The organism is Streptomyces endophyticus (assembly GCF_035798155.1).
In the GTDB taxonomy this organism is placed as follows: Bacteria; Actinomycetota; Actinomycetes; order Streptomycetales; family Streptomycetaceae; genus Streptomyces; species Streptomyces endophyticus.
In genome coordinates this window covers 1-17418 of sequence record NZ_JAOZYC010000088.1, presented here as the reverse complement: position 1 = coordinate 17418, position 17418 = coordinate 1, and the positions used below count along the sequence as shown (strand labels likewise).

Genomic DNA, 17418 nt, shown 5'->3' with positions numbered 1-17418 from the left:
GTCGGCGATGCCGAAACAGGTGGATCACCGGGGGCGCCGCGAAGCGATCGCCCGCGCGCTGTGGCGGGTGGTGGAGCAGCGCGGCGTCACACAGCTGACGATGCGCGTGGTGGCGCAGGAGGCGGGCATGTCACTCGGGCAGCTGCAGCACTACTTTGCCTCCCGGACCGCCATGCTCTCCTTCGCCATGGACTTCGCATCCGAGCAGACCTCGGTGCGCGTGCACCAGGGGCTCGAAGAGCTCGGTGACCGTCCGCACCCCCGTGACGTGCTGCGACTGACGCTCGCGGAAATGCTCCCCCTGCATGCCGACGCCCGCGCGACCAGCCGGATGAGCGCCGCCTACGTCCTGGAGGCGCTGCACGACCAGGCCGTGCACGAGCAGGCGCGTCGCGGCCTCCTCCAAGGGCGGGCCCTCGTCGAGCAGTTGGTCCGCCAGGCGATCGCCGACGGGCACATCGACTCCGGCCGCGACCCGGCGACCGAGACCAACCTGCTCCTCGCCCTCACCGGCTTCACCTCCCTGATCGAACTCGACGTGATCGAGCCCCAGGACGCGCTCGCCGCGATCGACGTCCATCTGGACCGGCTGTTCAGCAGTACGTGACCTGCCCCCGGACCAGGGGGCAGGTGGGGACAAGATCAGCGACCGTCGCCAGGACCTCCCCCGGCTACGATCCGGGCAGGCGGGTCGCGCTGACCCGCCTGCGCGCGGAACATCTCAACACCACCTGGGCCGATCGTGCCTACGGGGGCACCCTGATCACCTGGGCCAAGACCACCCTCGATATGACCGTCAAGACCGTCGCCCGCCCCAAGGGTGCCACCGGGTTCGTGCTGCTGCCCCGTCTCTGGATCGTCGAGACGTGTCAAGCGCAGTGCACTCATGGAGTCGGATCGGTCGGGCCTGATGGGCAGTCGAGTAGCGGGAGTTTTGGGGCTGTTCGGCGATCGCATGGTCGCGAGTGGGCACAGAGTGCCGTCCACGATGAGCACGGTGTCCTTGCGGAACCGCCGACGAGCCTGGAGCGCGAGCCGGGGGTCGAGGTGGTCAATGATGCGGTCGGCCGCGGACTTCGAGATACCGAAGAGCGGGGCAAGCTGGCGCATCGTCAAGTTTGTGCGCCAGTACGTTGTCACGAGCAGTACGCGGTCTTCCAGCGGCAGACTCCACGGACGGCCCCGTCGCACCGCATCCGCCCTTCCGTCGCGACGCGGCCACCAATCTGCCGAAGCAGCGCGGGCTCAGCCCAGTGAAGGGAGCCATCCAGGATCTGGCGAGCCGTCAGTTGAGCCAGCATCCGTCTGGCTAGACATGGCGCCGCACCTGGCTATGCCTGCATGCGGTTGAAGGCGGAACTAGCGGTCGATGGGGCGCTGGACGGCAGGGTGCTCTGCCGGAGGGCCGAATCCGCCTTCGCGACTCTGGCAAAACCGCTGATCAGCGCACCCGCCCCCGCGGCTTCAACGGCACAGCCGGCAGCTCCGGCGCATCCAGCCGCGCCCCGTCGTACCCCTTCACCTCGCCGAACCGGGACCCCGTCATCCAGTCCTCCCGCGCCTGCGTGATCTCGTCCTGGTTGCGGCCGATGAAGTTCCAGAACATCACCAGCTCCTCCTCGAACGGCTCCCCGCCGAGCAGCATCAGGCCCGCGTCCGACGCCGCGCGCAGCGGGAGTTCGGTGCGGCCGCAGCCGAGGTAGAGCATCGAGCCGGGGACGAGGGGGACGTCGTCGACGTGGGCCTCGCCGGACATCGACAGGACCGCGTACTCGAAGTCCGGGTTCAGGGGGAGGCGGGTCTCCGTGCCGTGGGCGAGGGTGAGGTCCGCGCCCACGATGGGGGAGTACGTCGTGCCGGGGGACGCCGCGCCGTCGAGTGAGCCGAGGATGACCGTGGCCGTCAGGCCGGGCGCCGTCACCGTCGGCAGCGCACCGTGGTGCTCGAAGTGCGGGTCCACGTGGCGGTCGGAGTCGGGGAGCGCCACCCAGAGCTGGGCCCCGTGCAGGAAACGGGCGTGGGCGCGCGGGCTCTCCTCGGAGTGGGAGATCGCGCGGCCCGACGTCATCAGGCCCAGTTCGCGGGGGCGGATCGTCTGGAGGCTGCCCGTCGAGTCGCGGTGCAGCACCTCGCCCTCGTGCAGCCAGCTCACCGTCTGCAGGCCCATGTGCGGGTGCGGCGGCACCTGCATGCCGGACTCGTCCGCGATGTCGTCCGGGCCGTAGTGGTCGACGAAGGCCCACGCGCCGACCATGCGGCGGCCCAGGTTCGGCAGCAGCCTGCGCACCTCCGTGGACCCGCCGAGCCGCACGCGGCGCGGGCTGAGGAGTTCACGGACCGGTTCCGCCACGACGAAGCCACGTCCGCCGCACACCGAGGGCACTGGCTCGCGGTCAAGATTGCTCATGAGGCAGACCCTAGCCCCGGCGCCGCGCCGCGTCAGGTGTGCGGCCCGGGGAAACCGGAGCGCCGCCCGTACGGGTCACTCGGCGCGCCGAGTCGGGGGCCAGGCACTGGAATGGTCGGGTGCGCCTCGTGAACGGTGGGCCCGGCACTTCGCCGCCCGACGACTGTCTCGCCCGCAACGACTGGATCTGCGGCGAGTATCTGAGCACGCGTCGGCACATGCTGGTGGACGCCACCGTGCAGCATCTGGAGATCACCGTCGTGGCCGTGGCCATCGCTGTCGTGATCGCCGTGCCGCTGGCGCTCCTGGCGCGGCGGTGGGGGTGGGCCGCCGGGCCCGTGCTCGCCCTGACCACCGTGCTCTACACGATCCCGTCGCTCGCGATGTTCTCGTTGCTGCTGCCCGTGTACGGGCTGTCCGCCACCCTTGTGATCGCCGGGCTCGTGCTCTACTCGCTCACCCTCCTCGTACGGAACATCCTCGCCGGGCTGCGGTCCGTGCCCGAGGACACCCGGCAGGCCGCGCGCGGCATGGGGTACGGGCCGATCCGGCTGCTGCTGACCGTCGAGTTGCCGCTCGCGCTGCCCGCGGCCCTTGCCGGGCTGCGCATCGCCACCGTGTCCGCCGTCTCGCTCGTGACCGTCGGCGCCATCGTCGGCTACGGAGGTCTCGGCAACCTGATCTACAGCGGCATGAACACGTACTTCAAGGCACAGGTCCTCACCGCCTCCGTGCTGTGCGTCGTCATCGCGCTCGTCGCCGACGTGGTGCTGCTTGCCATCGGGCGGGTGCTCACTCCCTGGACGAGAGCGAGTCGCGCGTGAACCTCCTCTCCGACTCCTGGAACTGGCTCGCCGACTCCGCGCACTGGGCCGGCGACAACGGCATCTGGCACCGGCTCGCCCAGCACGTGACCCTGACGGTCGTCTGTCTCGTCATCAGCTGTCTCATCGCGCTGCCCATCGCACTTGTTCTCGGGCACCTCGGGAAGGGCGGGGCGCTCGCCGTCAACATCGCCAACGTGGGGCGCGCCGTGCCCACCTTCGCCGTCCTCGTGCTGTTGCTGCTCACGCCGCTCGGGCAGTACAGCGAGGGGCCCACCGTCGTCGCCCTCGTGCTGTTCGCGGTGCCGCCGCTGCTCACCAACGCGTACGTCGGGATGCGCGGCGTCGACCGGGAGGTCGTGCGGGCCGCGAGGGGCATGGGGATGACGGGGCGGCAGATGCTGCTGAGGGTCGAGGTGCCGCTCGCGCTGCCGATGATCCTCAACGGTGTGCGGATCGCCGCCGTGCAGCTCGTCGCCACCGCCACCATCGCCGCCATCGCCGGGGGCGGCGGCCTCGGGCGGATCATCACCGCCGGGTTCAACCTCGCCAGTACGCCGCAGGTGGTGGCGGGCGCCGTGCTCGTCGCCGTCTTCGCGCTCGTCGTCGAGGCGCTGTTCGAGCTCGCCGAGCGGTTCGGTCCCGGGTGGCTGCGGGGGAGGAGGGCCTGATGGGCGGGTTCTTGCGTCGGGTGGCGCTGCTCCTGGGGTTCGTGCTGCTCGTCGGCGGGTGTGCCAGTGGGCCCTCGCTTGAAGACCGCGGCGAGGTGACCGCGCCGCCCGGTGACAGCAAGCACCTCGTCATCGGGTCCGCCGGATTCACCGAGAGCGATCTGCTCGCCAACATGTACGCGCTGCTGCTGAAGCAGGCGGGCTACGACACCGAGCTGCTGTCCGTGGGCAACCGCGAACTGTACGAGCCCGCTCTGGAATCCGGGCAGATCGACGTCGTGCCCGAGTACGCCGCCACCTTCGCCGACTGGCTCAACGCCAAGGCCCACGGCGCCGACGCGAAACCCGTCGGCTCGCCCGACCTCGACGCCACCATGAAGAGCCTGCGGGCGCTCGCCGCGCCGCGCGGGCTCGATGTGCTCGACGCGGGGAAGGCCGTCGACCAGAACGCGTTCGCCGTGACCGAGGCCTACGCGAAGAAGCATGAGCTCAAGACGCTCAGCGACCTCGGCGCCTCCGGGCTGAAGGTGCGGATCGCCGCCGGGGACGAATGCGTACAGCGGCCGTACTGCCAGCCGGGGTTGGAGAAGGTCTACGGCATCGACGTCACCGGGATCGACCCCAAGGGCGTCGGCACCACGCAGGCCAAGAACGCCGTGCAGAACGGGCAGGACCAGATGGTGCTCACCACGACCACCGACGCCACCCTCGGAGACTTCGGGCTCGTGCTGCTCGACGACGACAAGAAGCTGCAGAACGCCGACTACCTCGTGCCCGTCGTCAACCGCTCAAGGGCCGGCAACGAGAAGGTCGCGAAGGCGCTCGGCGCGCTCAACTCCGTACTCACCACCGACGACCTCGCCTCCATGAACCAGCAGGTCGACAGCTGGCGCCGGCTGCCCGAGGACGTCGCGCGGACCTACCTGGAGGACAAGGGACTGCTGCGGCAGGGCGGCTGAGAGGTGTGTGCGCGGCCCGGTTGGGAAACCGGGAGGCCGGAGAACACACCGGCCGGACCAGCGACACGTACAGGAAGCCGTATGAATCGAGCCGTCGTCGTCGGAGCGGGCGTCCTGGGCGCCTGCGTCGCCTACCACCTCGCCCGCGCGGGCGTCGAAGTCGTCGTCCTGGAGGAGGCGGACCCCGCCTCCGGCACCTCCAGCGCCACCTTCGCCGCCGACGTCACCCACCTGAAGACCCCGCACACCTACTACCGGCTGAACCGCCAGGGCTCCGACGGCCACCGCGCCCTCGCCGAGGAACTCGACGGGCCCACCTGGCGGCATCCCGTGCCGCTCGTGCAGTGGGCCGACAGCGACGACGCGCAGCGCACCCTGCACGAACGGGCCTCACGCGTACGGGAATGGGGACACGACTGCCGCACCGCCCCGGCCTCCGAACTGCGCGAGCTCGCACCCGCCGTCGACCCGGCCGCCTGCACCGTCGACGAGGTCGTCGTGCACACCGGCACCGCCTGGTTCGACGCGCCGCGCCTGGTGCACACCCTGCTGGACGCGGCCGTACGCAGGCACGGCGCCGAAGCGCACTACGGCACCCGCGTCACCGGCCTGCTCCGCAGCGGCGCGCGGGTCGTCGGGGCGGAGTCGGGGGAGCGCAGCTGGGGCGCGGACACCGTCGTGAACTGCGCGGGGCCCGCCGCCGACCAGATCGCCGCGCTCGCCGGGGCCCGCCTTCCGCTGCGGCACGTGCCCGGACTCGTCGCCGAGAGCGCGCCGCTGGCCGAGGAGCCACTGACCGCGATCCTCTCGGCGCCCGGCATCGACCTGCGGCCCACGGCGGACGGCGGGGTGCTCGCCCTGTCGTGGGAGGTCGACGCGCGCCTGGAGGGGACGGCCACCGACGGCCTGCCCTCCGAGCTGCACCGGCGCGCGAGCACCGTCGTGCCGGGCCTGGGCGAAGCCCGGATCGCCGACGCGCGCATCGGCGTACGACCAGTGCCGCTGGACGGGCTTCCGCTGGTCGGCGAGGCAGAGGCGGCGCCCGGCCTGTACCACCTGGTGTCGCACAGCGCGGTGACGCTCGCCCCGGTGCTCGGCCGGCTTGCCGCGCAGGAGATCACGAGCGGGAGGTCGGCCGAGGAGCTGAACGTGTACCGCCCCGACCGGACGATCGACGGCGACGTACAGGACGAGAATCTGCGGGCGATGAACAGCCACGGGCCAGACTCTCAACCTCAACGTTAGGGTTACCTTCGGCCGTGTCCGTGGTGCCTGGTCACGCGTCCGCCACCGAGTCGAACTCCACCTCGTCCCGCGCCACGCCCTGCGCGTCCGCGTCCACCGACCGCCGCAGCGCCTCGTGCAGCTTGGCCGGGGTCAGGACGCCGAGGAAGCGGGCGCCGTCGAGGACCGCGACCCACCCCGCGTCGTGCTGGAGCATCACGCCGAACGCCTGCTTGAGCGGGGCGCCGACCGGCACCCACGCCCGCATCCGGTGCGCCAGATCGCCGACCCGACCGTCCGGACCGGCCAGTGACGCCTCGTCGACGCCGACCCAACCGTGCAGGTCACCGCCCTCATCGAGGACGACCGCCCACCGCACCCCGTCCTCGCGCATCCGGGCGGCGGCGCGAGCGGGCGGCTCCTCGAAGCGGGCCACCGACGGCTGCTCCAGGTCGACCGGCTCGATCTCGGTGACCGACAGGCGCTTCAGGCCCCGGTCCGCGCCGACGAACTCGGCGACGTACGGGGTGGCGGGCGAGCCGAGCACCGCACCCGGCGTGTCGTACTGCTCGATGCGGCCCTGCCCGTACACCGCGATGCGGTCGCCGAGCCGCACCGCCTCCTCGATGTCGTGCGTGACAAGGAGGACCGTCTTGCGGACGGCGGCCTGCATCTTCAGGAACTCGTCCTGCAACTGCTCGCGCACCACCGGGTCGACCGCGCCGAACGGCTCGTCCATCAGGAGGACCGGCGGGTCGGCGGCGAGCGCGCGGGCCACCCCGACGCGCTGGCGCTGGCCGCCCGACAGCTGCTCCGGGTAGCGGCTCCCGTACGTGGACGGGTCCAGGCCCACCAGGTCGAGCAGCTCGGCGGCGCGCGCCCTGGCCTTCGACTTCTTCCAGCCGATGAGCGCGGGCACGGTCGCCGTGTTGTCGAGGATCGTGCGGTGCGGGAAGAGTCCCACCTGCTGGATGACGTAGCCGATGCGGCGGCGCAGCCGCACCGGGTCGACGCCGGAGATGTCCTCGCCCTCGACGTGGATGTGACCCGACGTCGGCTCGATCAGCCGGTTCACCATCATCATCGTGGTGGTCTTGCCGCAGCCGGAAGGGCCGACGAGCGTGACCAGTTCACCCTCGTTCACCTCGAACGAGAGGTCGTCCACCGCCGTCGTGCCGTCCGCGTACCGCTTGGTGACATGGTCGAACCGGATCATGCCACCAACGCTAGCCTCGCCCCTCAGCCGCCGCTCACCAGGACGACCTCCAGGGTGCGGGGTCCGTGCACGCCTTCGACCCGGTCGAGTTCGATGTCGCTGGTGGCGGACGGGCCCGAGATCCAGGTCAGGGGGCGGGTGGGGTCGAGGCGTTCCAGGGCCTGCGGGACGGAGGAGACCACCTGGTCGGGGACGCGGACGACGCAGATGTGGTGGTCGGGCACCAGGGTGATGCGGCGGCGGCCCTGGTTGGGGGAGCCGTCGAGGACGATGGTGCCGGTCTCGGCGACGGCGACGGCGCAGGCGGTGACGACGCTGTCGACCTGGTCGAGTTCGGCGGGGGTGTGCTTCGGGTCATCGGCCACGCGCTCGGTCTTGGTGTGCGCGAGCCACGCTTCGGGAAGCTCGGGCGGCACCGCCACGGTCCGCGACCCGTGTCCGGCAAGGAGCCGCGCGATGGTGGCCGGCAGCTCCTCGCTGGTGGCTCGGTGCACGATGGCCCGGTAGTCGGCGAGGTTCTCCGCGAGGAGTTCCACCGTCTGCTCGGTGCTGCGGGTGCCGTGTTCGCGCAGGTAGCCGCGGTCGATGGCGGTGGCGTACGAGTCCGGTGCCTCGACGGGGCCGCCGAGGGCGCGGCGCACCCGGCCCAGGATGACGTCTCTGCTGCTCACTTGGTGGTGTCCTTTCCGCCGTTGGTCCGCTTCCACCAGTCGCGGAAGGGTTCCGCGGGCAGGGTGGGCAGGTCGCGGGTGGCCGTCCAGGCCTTGCCGGGGCCGGGGAGGGTGCGGGGGTGGAGGCGGCGCGTGCGCGAGGCCAGGCGCTGTCCGGTGGCGAGGGCCGCCGGGTGGGTGAAGGCCCAGGTGGCGGCGCGCATCGCGGCGCGTTCGGCGGCGTGGCCCTTGGCCGGGCGGAGCATGACCTTGTTGCCGTTGCGGGTGGCGGGTCCGCCGGCCACGACGCGTTCGCGCAGGTGGACGAGGACCTCGGGGATGTCGATGGCGACGGGACACACCTCGTAGCAGGCCCCGCACAGCGAGGACGCGTACGGGAGCGAGGCGTCGATCTCGCTTTGCGTGCCGCGGAGTTGGGGGCTGAGGATGGCGCCGATGGGGCCGGGGTAGACGGAGCCGTAGGCGTGGCCGCCGGCCCGCTCGTAGACGGGGCAGACGTTCAGGCAGGCGGAGCAGCGGATGCAGCGCAGGGCCTGGCGGCCGACCTCGTCGGCGAGGGTGTCGGTGCGGCCGTTGTCGATCAGGACCAGGTGGAAGGAGCGCGGGCCGTCGGAGTCGGTGGTGCCCGTCCAGGTGGAGGTGTAGGGGTTCATGCGCTCGGCCGTCGAGGAGCGCGGCAGGGTCTGGAGGAACACCTCCAGGTCCTGCCAGGTCGGCACGATCTTTTCGATGCCGACGACCGAGATCAGTGTCTCGGGCAGCGTCAGGCACATCCGGCCGTTGCCCTCGGACTCGACGACGACGAGGGTGCCGGTCTCGGCGACCATGAAGTTGGCGCCCGAGATGCCGACCTTGGCGCGCAGGAACTTCTCGCGCAGGTGCAGGCGGGCCGCCTCGGCCAGCTCGGCGGGCGTGTCGGTCAGGTTCTCCGGGGCCGGGCGGCCCCAACTGGCCATCTCCTGGGTGAAGATGTCGCGGATCTCGCCGCGGTTGCGGTGGATCGCGGGGACCAGGATGTGCGAGGGCTTGTCGTCGCCGAGCTGGACGATGAGTTCGGCGAGGTCGGTCTCGTAGGCGTTGATGCCCTCGGTCGCGAGGTGTTCGTTGAGGCCGATCTCCTGGGTGGCCATCGACTTGACCTTGACGACCTCCGACTCACCGGTCTCCTTGACCAGCGCGGTGACGATGCGGTTGGCCTCGTCGGCGTCGCGTGCCCAGTGCACGGTGCCACCGGCGGCCGTGACCGACTCCTCCAGCTGGAGGAGGTAGTGCTCCAGGTGGGCGAGGGTGTGGTCCTTGATCTCCTTGCCGGCCTGGCGCAGGTGCGCCCAGTCGTCGAGTTCGGCCACGGCGCGCTCGCGCTTGTCGCGGATGGTGTGCGTGGCGTGCTTCAGATTCGCGCGCAGGGTGGTGTTGCGTACGGCGTCGTGCGCGGCCTTCGGGAAGGCCGGCATCCCGACGAAAGTGCCGCTCATACCAGGGGCTCCTCTTCCGTGGCGGCCAGGATCTCGGCGATGTGCACCGGGCGCATGCCGACCTTCAGGCGGGACATGGTGCCGCCGATGTGCATCAGGCAGGAGTTGTCGGCCGCGCACAGCACCTCCGCGCCCGTCGACTCGGCGTTGCGGACCTTGTCGGTGCCCATCGCCGCGGAGACGTCCGCGTTCTTGACTGCGAAGGTGCCGCCGAAGCCGCAGCACTCGGCCGCGCCCGGCAGCTCGGCCAGCTCAAGTCCCTTGACCTTGCTGAGCAGTTGGGTGGGCCGGTCGCCGAGTCCGAGCGAGCGCAGGCCGTGACAGGTGGGGTGGTAGGTCACCGTGTGCGGGTAGTAGGCGCCGACGTCGGTCACCTTCAGCACGTCGACCAGGAATTCGGTCAGCTCGTACGTCTTCGGGACCACCGGCGCGAGGGCCGTGGTGAGGGTGTCGCCGCGGCCCTCCGAACGGGCCCGTTCGCCCATCCGCGGGTACAGCTCGCGCACCATCGCCGCGCACGATCCGGACGGCGTGATGATTGCGTCGTAATCACCCGAGGCGAGGCCGGGGCCGAAGGTGTCGGCGTAGTGGGTGGCCAGTGGTTCGGCTTCGCGGCGGTATCCGGTGTTGTAGTGCGGCTGACCACAACAGGTCTGCGCGGCGGGGAAGTCGACCTCCACGCCGAGTCTGTTGAGGAGCTTGACGACGGCGCGGCCCGTGTCCGGGTACAGCGTGTCGTTGACACAGGTCAGGAAGAGCGCGACACGCATCGGGGCCCCTTCGGTCGGTCGGATTCGGGTGGCGCGGCTGGGCTGTGGGTGATGTGTGAGGAGTGACGGGTGATCATCGGACGGGTGCAGCGTACGTCGTGAACGGGGGCTGGTCACGGGGTGCGGACGCGTGCCGCTGCCGCGTCCCACGTGGCCCGGTCGCCGCTCGGCTCGTAGCGCGCGAGCGGCTGGGTGTCCGCGACGAGCCGGCGCATCGCGGCCCGGTCGCCGATGACCCCGTCGGCCCGCGCCTGAACGAGTACGTTGCCCAGCGCGGCGCCCTCGGCGGGACCCGCCACGACCGGCAGCCCGCAGGCGTCGGCGGTCAGTTGGCACAGCAGGGCGCCCCGGGCACCGCCGCCGACGACGTGCACCACGTCGACCGGGCGGTCGGCGAGGCGGGCCGCGTCCTCGATGGCGCGGCGGTGGGCGAGGGCGAGCGAGTCGAGGATGCAGCGGGTGATCTCGGCGCGGGTGCGGGGCTCCGGCTGGCCGGTGGCGCGGCAGGCGGCGGCGATCCGGTCCGGCATGCCGCCGGGCGGCAGGAAGGCGGGGTCGCCCGCGTCGACGACCGAGCGCAGCGGGGTCGCCCTCGCGGCCTCGTCGAGAAGTGCGGTCAAGTCCGGCTGGTTCCAGGTGCGTTGGCACTCCTGGAGCAGCCACAGGCCCATGATGTTGCGGAGGTAGCGGACCGTGCCGTCGATGCCCAGTTCGTTCGTGAAGTTCGCGGCGCGGCTCTCCTCCGTGAGGACGGGCGCGTCCAGTTCGAGGCCGGCGAGGGACCAGGTGCCGGTGCAGATGTACGCGAAGTTCTCCTCGGTCGCCGGGACCGCGGCCACGGCCGATGCGGTGTCGTGCGAGGCGACCGTCGTCACCGGGACGGGGCCGGTGAGGCCCGCCTCGTCGAGGACGTGGGGGAGGAGCTCGCCCGCGGGGTCGCCGGGGCGGCGGATCGGGGCGAAGAGCTTCACGTCGATGCCGGCGCGGGCGGCGATGTCGTGGGCCCAGTCGCCGGTGCGGGGGTCGATGAGCTGGGTGGTGGAGGCGTTGGTCAGCTCGGTGCCCTGCCGGCCGGTCAGCCAGTACGTGAGGAGGTCCGGGATCATCAACAGGCGGCGGGCGGCGGCGAGTTGTACCGTGTCGCGGGCGGCCGTGAGCTGGTAGATCGTGTTGAACGGGACGTACTGGAGGCCGGTGGCCGCGTACAGCTCCTCCGGCGGGATGGTCGCCCACAGCTTCTCGGCGGCGTGGTCCGTGCGGGTGTCCCGGTAGTGGTACGGGTTGCCGAGGAGGACGTTGTCCGCGTCGAGCAGGCCGTAGTCCACGGCCCAGCTGTCGATGCCGATCGAGCGGACCTGGCCGGTCCTCCGGAGGCCCTCCAGGATCCCCGCGTACAGCCCGAGGATGTCCCAGTGCAGGCCGTCGGGGGTGCGGACCGGCGTGTTCGGAAACCGGTGGGCCTCCGTGAGGGCCAGGGTGTCCGGGGTGACATGGGCCGTCATGACCCGGCCGCTGGAGGCGCCCAGGTCTATCGCGGCGTAGGGGGTGGTGGGCATGGGGTTGGCCTTTGTCAGTGCGCGGTGGGGGTGGCGCCGTCCGTCTTCGTGCGCGGCACCGGGGTGCCGCCTTGCCCACCCTGCCGCCCCAGGCGGCAGACTGCCCAAGGCGGCGAGAGCGTGCGCCGTCCCGCGGGTGGGTATGTGGAGCCCCTGCGGCGATTGAGCAGCGGGGTCCGGGGCGGAGCCCCGTGCGGGTGGGCGCGCCGGGACGGTCGAGCGCGCCCACGACGGGTCAGCGCAAGAACGCCGCCGCCACACCCGCATCCACCGGAACGTGCAACCCGGTCGTATGCGTAAGGTCCCCCCCGGTCAACGCGAAGACCGCGTTGGCCACATGCTCCGGCAGCACCTCCCGCTTCAACAGCGTCCGCTGCGCGTAGAACTCGCCCAGCTTCTCCTCCTCCACCCCGTACACCGCGGCGCGCTTCGCCCCCCAGCCCCCGGCGAAGATCCCGGACCCGCGCACCACGCCGTCCGGGTTGACCCCGTTGACCCGGATCCCGTCCCCACCCAACTCGGCCGCCAGCAACCGCACTTGGTGGGCCTGGTCCGCCTTCGTCGCCGAGTACGCCACATTGTTCGGGCCGGCGAACACCGCGTTCTTGGAGGCGATGTAGACGATGTCGCCACCCATGTCCTGCACCCGCATCACCCGCGCCGCCTCGCGCGAGACCAGGAACGAACCGCGCGCCATGATGTCGTGCTGGAGGTCCCAGTCCTTGGCCGTGGTCTCCAGGAGCGGCTTCGAGATGGAGATGCCCGCGTTGTTGACGACCAGGTCGACACCGCCGAAGGCCAGCGCCGCGGCCTTGAACGCGTCCGCGATCTGCTCCTCCGACGTGACGTCGACCGTCACGGCCACCGCCTTGTCCGGGCCGCCCAGCTCCTCGGCGACCGCCGCCGCGCCGTCCGCGTTGAGGTCGGCGACGACCACGCACGCGCCCTCGGCGACGAGCCGGTGCGCGATGGCCTTGCCGATGCCGGAGCCGGCGCCCGTCACCAGGGCCACCCGCGTGGCGAGCGGCTTCGGCCTCGGCATCCGCTGGAGCTTGGCCTCCTCCAGCGCCCAGTACTCGATGCGGAACTTCTCCGACTCCTCGATCGGCGCGTACGTCGAGACGGCTTCCGCGCCGCGCATCACGTTGATCGCGTTGAGGTAGAACTCACCGGCCACCCGCGCCGTCTGCTTGTCCTTGCCGAACGAGAACATGCCGACACCGGGCACGAGCACGATCGCCGGGTCCGCGCCGCGCATCGCGGGGGAGTCGGGGTTCGCGTGCCGCTCGTAGTACGCCGCGTACTCGGTCCGGTAGTCGGCGTGCAGCTCCCTCAACCGCTCGGCCACGGCGTCGAGTTCGGCGGTGGGCGGCAGGTCGAGGACGAGCGGGCGGACCTTCGTACGCAGGAAGTGGTCCGGGCAGGAGGTGCCGAGCGCGGCGAGGCGCGGGTGCTCGGCGGACGCCAGGAAGTCCAGGACGGGGCCCGAGTCGTCGAAGTGGCCGACCTGCGGGCGGTCCGTGGACGCCAACCCCCGGATGAGCGGGGACAGTTCGGCGGCCCGTGCCCGACGCTCGGCCGCGCCCAGGGCCGCGTACCCGTCGACGACCGGGCCGAACGGCTCGGCCTTGCCGCGCTCGGCGAGGAACGTCTCCGCGGTGCGGATCATGTACAGCGAGTTGGCCTCGCACTCCTCGGCCGTGTCACCCCAGGCCGTGATGCCGTGGCCGCCGAGGATGCAGCCGATGGCCTCCGGGTTGGCGGCCTTGATCGCGGCGATGTCCAGGCCGAGCTGGAAGCCGGGGCGCCGCCACGGCACCCACACGACCTTCGCGCCGAAGCACTCGGCGGTCAGCTTCTCCCCGTCGGCGGCGCAGGCGAGCGCGATGCCGGAGTCCGGGTGCAGGTGGTCGACGTGCGCCGCGTCCACCAGGCCGTGCATGGCCGTGTCGATGGACGGCGCTGTGCCTTCTCCCCCCGGGAGCCATCCCTTGCCGTGCAGGCAGTAGTCGAACGCGGCGACCATCTCGTCCTCGCGCTCCACGCCCGGGTACACCTCGGTGAGCGCCTTGAGCCGGTCCACGCGCAGGACGGCGAGCCCGGCCTCCTTGAGCGTGCCCAGGTCGCCGCCCGAGCCCTTGACCCACATCAGCTCGACGTCGCCGCCGGTGACCGGGTCCGTCTCGGTGGCCTTGGCGGAGGTGTTCCCGCCGGCGTAGTTGGTGTTGCGGGGGTCGGCGCCGAGCCGGTTCGAGCGGTCGATGAGGGCGGCGACCTGGGGGTGCGTAGCCATGAAAGGTCCTAAGTACCTGAGGAGTTGAGTGAGCCGAACGACGAGAAGACGGTTACGCGCCCCACCCCGCCTGCTCCCCACCGACCCGCTCGGCCACGATCCGCTCCTGCCACCCGGAGGCGGCGTACCCGGCGACGGGGTCCGCCGCGAGTCCCTGCTCCTCGCGCCACTCCGCCAGCAGCGGCCGCACGTCGGTGTTGTACGCGTCCATGATCACGGCGTTCGCGGTCAGGACGTCGCCCGTCGCCTGCGCGGCACTCAGCGCCTCGCGGTCCACGAGCAGCGCCTTCGCGGTGGCCTCCTGCACGTTCATCACGGAGCGGATGACCGCCGGGATCTTCGCCTCGATGTTGTGGCACTGGTCGAGCATGAACGCCACGTTGGTCTCGGGGTCGAAGCCGCCGTTCTTCGCGACCTCGTGCAGGATGCGGAAGAGCTGGAACGGGTCGGCGGCGCCCACCATCAGGTCGTCGTCCGCGTAGAAGCGGGAGTTGAAGTCGAAGCCGCCCAGCTTCTTCTCGCGCAGCAGCAGCGCCACGATGAACTCGATGTTGGTGCCCGGCGCGTGGTGGCCGGTGTCGACCACGACCTGCGCCTTGTCGCCGAGCTTGAGGCACTGCATGTAGGAGGTGCCCCAGTCCGGCACGTCCGTCGTGTAGAAGGCCGGCTCGAAGAACTTGTACTCAAGCAGCAGGCGCTGGTCGTCGCCGAGCCGCTCGTAGACGGCGGCGAGGGACTCGGCGAGGCGGTCCTGGCGGGCCACGATGTCGTCCTGGCCCGGGTAGTTGGTGCCGTCGGCGAGCCAGATCTTCAGGTCCCTGGAACCCGTGGCGTCCATGATGTCGACGCAATCAAGGAGATGGTCGAGCGCCTTGCGGCGGACCTTCGGGTCCGGGTGGCAGACACTGCCGAACTTGTAGTCGTCGTCCTGGAAGGTGTTGGAGTTGATGGTGCCGAGCTCGACACCGCGCTCCTTCGCGTACGCCGAGAGAGCCGCGTAATCGTCGACCTTGTCCCACGGGATGTGCAGCGCGACCTTCGGGGCGATGCCGGTGAACTCGTGCACCTTCGCGGCGTCGTCGAGCTTCTCGCGGGGCGTACGCGGCACACCGGCCTGGGCGAACACCTTGAACCGGGTGCCGGAGTTGCCGTAGCCCCAGGACGGCGTCTCGATCCGCTGGTTGGCGAGTGCGGCCTTCACGGCAGCGATGTCAGGCATGTCCACCTCTGAGTACACGGGTCTGCGAGCCGACAGCTGAATCGTCTGTGAATCGATTCATTATGCAGCGAAGCTAGTCCCCCTCGTGAGGTGCGTCAAGGGGGTGCGTGACGACTCTTGTGCGTTACGGAATCGTTTCGTACGTCGACGTATTCGGGCCGCCCAGACCCCTTGACCGAGGCGCCGGGGCGTGGCTAGCTTCCGGAACGTTTCACTGAAACATTTCACGTCGGGTGACCTTCGACCCCTGGAGACCTGTCATGACGCCACCTGAACCGGAGACGACTCCGGTGCTCGCCCTGGAGGGGGTGAGCAAGTCCTTCGGTGCCGTGCGCGCCCTGCGCGGTGTGTCACTGAGCCTGCGTGCCGGCGAGGCGCACGCCCTCGCCGGTGAGAACGGCGCGGGAAAGTCGACGCTCATCAAGGCCCTCGCCGGGGTGCACCGCCCGGACACCGGGACGGTTCTGCTCGACGGCTCCCCGGTCGAGTTCCACGGCCCCGCCGACGCCCGCGACGCCGGTGTCGCCGTCATCTACCAGGAGCCGACGCTCTTCCCCGACCTGTCCATCGCCGAGAACATCTTCATGGGCCGCCAGCCGCGCCGCTCCTTCGGCCGCGTGGACCACACCACGGTCAAGGAGGCCACCGCCGCCCTGTTCAAGCGGCTCGGCGTGGAGCTCGACCCGGACCAGCCGGCCCGCGGACTGTCCATCGCCGACCAGCAACTCGTCGAGATCGCCAAAGCGCTGTCCTTCGACGCCCGCGTGCTGATCATGGACGAGCCGACCGCCGCGCTCACCGGCAGCGAGGTGGCCCGCCTGTTCGGCGTCGTCCGCACGCTGCGCGAGCAGGGCGCCGCCGTGCTGTTCATCTCGCACCGCCTGGAGGAGATCTTCGAGCTGTGCCAGCGGGTGACGACACTGCGCGACGGCGCGTGGGTGGCGAGCGAGCCGGTCGACGGGCTCACCGAGGACGACCTCGTGCGCCGCATGGTCGGCCGCGACCTCGACGAGCTGTACCCCAAGCAGGACACCGAACTCGGCGAAGTCGCCCTCAAGGTCAGCCGGTTGACCCGCGAAGGTGTGTTCACCGACGTGTCCTTCGAGGTGCGGCGCGGCGAGATCGTCGGCCTCGCCGGGCTCGTCGGCGCGGGCCGCAGCGAGGTGGCCCGCGCCGTGTTCGGCGTCGACCGCTTCGACGGCGGCGAGGTCGAGGTGCTCGGCCAGAAGCTCAAGCCCGGCGCGCCGAGCCTCGCGATGCACGCGGGCCTCGCGCTCGTCCCCGAGGACCGGCGGGCCCAGGGCCTCGTGATGGACATGTCCATCGAGCGCAACATCGGCCTCACCGGCTTCGCCGACACCTCCCGCGCGGGCCTCATGAACCGCAAGGCGGAGCGCAGCCGGTCCCTCGACTGGTCGGTGAAGCTACAGGTCAAATACGCCCGGCTCGCCGATGTCGTCGGCACGCTCTCCGGCGGCAACCAGCAGAAGGTCGTCCTCGCCAAGTGGCTCGCCACCGGCCCGCAGGTGCTCATCGTCGACGAGCCCACGCGCGGCATCGACGTCGGCACCAAGGCCGAGGTGCACCGCCTGCTGTCCTCGCTCGCGGCCGACGGCGTCGCCGTCCTGATGGTCTCCTCCGACCTGCCCGAGATCCTCGGCATGGCCGACCGGGTGCTCGTGATGCACGAGGGACGGCTCTCCGCGGAGCTGCCGCGCGCCGAGGCGAACGAGGAGTCCGTGATGGCGGCGGCGACGGGGAGGACGGCGTGACCTCTGCGAGGAACCCGGGTGCTGCCTCCCGGCGCGCTGAGCCGTGCATTACGGGCGCTGGGCCGCGCGTCACGCGCGCTGAGCCGCGCATCACGGGAGCCGAGCTGCGCAGCATGCGCGCTGGGCCGCGCACCACGGGAGCCGCCCGCGTCTGGCAGCCGTGCCCCGCATCGAAGGTGGCTGGCGCGACCGCCGGGCCCGCACGGCGCGAGCCGGCAGGCAAGGGCCACTCGCTGCCCGCCACGGCGGGTGCGGGCCGCAGGCTGCCCGCACCCGTGCACATCGCTAGGGCCCTTCTGACGGATCTTGCCGGAGTCGCGGGCCCTGGCACGCGCATCTGCCGCGTTGTCGTCGGTTGCCA

The 17418-nt window shown here is 71.3% G+C and carries 14 protein-coding genes and 1 pseudogene; 6 read left to right on the top strand and 9 right to left on the bottom strand.

Annotation, left to right across the window (positions count from 1 at the left end; all coding sequences use genetic code 11):
* Positions 1–7 precede the first annotated feature (7 nt).
* A complete protein-coding gene (locus OKJ99_RS10895; protein WP_326015707.1) occupies positions 8–607 on the top strand; it encodes a TetR/AcrR family transcriptional regulator in 600 nt (199 codons plus the stop codon).
* 300 nt (positions 608–907) lie between these two features.
* On the opposite strand, the pseudogene OKJ99_RS10890 reads toward OKJ99_RS10895, so the two are convergent.
* Positions 908–1267: pseudogene (locus tag OKJ99_RS10890) on the bottom strand (helix-turn-helix domain-containing protein); the annotation flags it as partial.
* A gap of 174 nt (positions 1268–1441) precedes the next feature.
* The gene (locus tag OKJ99_RS10885; RefSeq protein WP_326015706.1) at positions 1442–2407 is read right to left on the bottom strand and encodes a pirin family protein; all 966 of its coding nucleotides are present in this window, start codon (positions 2405–2407) and stop codon (positions 1442–1444) included.
* A gap of 128 nt (positions 2408–2535) precedes the next feature.
* Between OKJ99_RS10885 and OKJ99_RS10880 the strand changes: the two genes are divergently transcribed.
* From OKJ99_RS10880 to OKJ99_RS10865, 4 genes are all read left to right on the top strand, one after another.
* The gene (locus OKJ99_RS10880) at positions 2536–3231 is read left to right on the top strand and encodes an ABC transporter permease (RefSeq protein ID WP_326015705.1); all 696 of its coding nucleotides are present in this window, start codon (positions 2536–2538) and stop codon (positions 3229–3231) included.
* The gene (locus tag OKJ99_RS10875) at positions 3228–3902 is read left to right on the top strand and encodes an ABC transporter permease (RefSeq protein ID WP_326015703.1); all 675 of its coding nucleotides are present in this window, start codon (positions 3228–3230) and stop codon (positions 3900–3902) included. Before OKJ99_RS10880 ends, OKJ99_RS10875 begins: the two co-directional genes overlap by 4 nt.
* The gene (locus OKJ99_RS10870) at positions 3902–4861 is read left to right on the top strand and encodes an ABC transporter substrate-binding protein (RefSeq protein ID WP_326015702.1); all 960 of its coding nucleotides are present in this window, start codon (positions 3902–3904) and stop codon (positions 4859–4861) included. The genes OKJ99_RS10875 and OKJ99_RS10870 overlap by 1 nt, the downstream gene beginning before the upstream one ends.
* Positions 4862–4942: 81 nt before the next feature.
* Positions 4943–6106: an NAD(P)/FAD-dependent oxidoreductase gene (locus OKJ99_RS10865; protein ID WP_326015701.1), complete on the top strand. Its 1164-nt coding sequence runs from the start codon at positions 4943–4945 to the stop codon at positions 6104–6106.
* Between the two features lie 31 nt (positions 6107–6137).
* On the opposite strand, the gene OKJ99_RS10860 is transcribed toward OKJ99_RS10865, so the two are convergent.
* The 7 genes from OKJ99_RS10860 to rhaI form a co-directional block, all read right to left on the bottom strand.
* Entirely contained in the window at positions 6138–7301 is a 1164-nt protein-coding gene (locus OKJ99_RS10860) for an ABC transporter ATP-binding protein (RefSeq protein ID WP_326015700.1), read from the bottom strand.
* A 23-nt stretch (positions 7302–7324) separates the two neighbouring features.
* The gene (locus tag OKJ99_RS10855; RefSeq protein ID WP_326015699.1) at positions 7325–7972 is read right to left on the bottom strand and encodes a LutC/YkgG family protein; all 648 of its coding nucleotides are present in this window, start codon (positions 7970–7972) and stop codon (positions 7325–7327) included.
* Positions 7969–9447, bottom strand: a complete 1479-nt coding sequence (locus OKJ99_RS10850) for a LutB/LldF family L-lactate oxidation iron-sulfur protein (RefSeq protein WP_326015698.1) — start codon at positions 9445–9447, stop codon at positions 7969–7971. Before OKJ99_RS10850 ends, OKJ99_RS10855 begins: the two co-directional genes overlap by 4 nt.
* The gene (locus OKJ99_RS10845) at positions 9444–10217 is read right to left on the bottom strand and encodes a (Fe-S)-binding protein (protein ID WP_326015697.1); all 774 of its coding nucleotides are present in this window, start codon (positions 10215–10217) and stop codon (positions 9444–9446) included. Before OKJ99_RS10845 ends, OKJ99_RS10850 begins: the two co-directional genes overlap by 4 nt.
* 113 nt (positions 10218–10330) lie before the next feature.
* Positions 10331–11773, bottom strand: a complete 1443-nt coding sequence (locus OKJ99_RS10840; protein WP_326015696.1) for a rhamnulokinase — start codon at positions 11771–11773, stop codon at positions 10331–10333.
* A gap of 235 nt (positions 11774–12008) precedes the next feature.
* A complete protein-coding gene (locus OKJ99_RS10835) occupies positions 12009–14066 on the bottom strand; it encodes a bifunctional aldolase/short-chain dehydrogenase (protein ID WP_326015695.1) in 2058 nt (685 codons plus the stop codon).
* 52 nt (positions 14067–14118) lie between these two features.
* On the bottom strand, positions 14119–15285 hold the full coding sequence (gene rhaI / locus OKJ99_RS10830) for an L-rhamnose isomerase (protein ID WP_326015694.1): 1167 nt from the start codon (positions 15283–15285) through the stop codon (positions 14119–14121).
* Between the two features lie 260 nt (positions 15286–15545).
* On the opposite strand from rhaI, the gene OKJ99_RS10825 reads away from it, so the two are divergent.
* Positions 15546–17057 (top strand): sugar ABC transporter ATP-binding protein, encoded by a 1512-nt coding sequence (locus tag OKJ99_RS10825; protein WP_326015693.1) that lies wholly within the window; start codon positions 15546–15548, stop codon positions 17055–17057.
* Positions 17058–17418 lie beyond the last annotated feature (361 nt).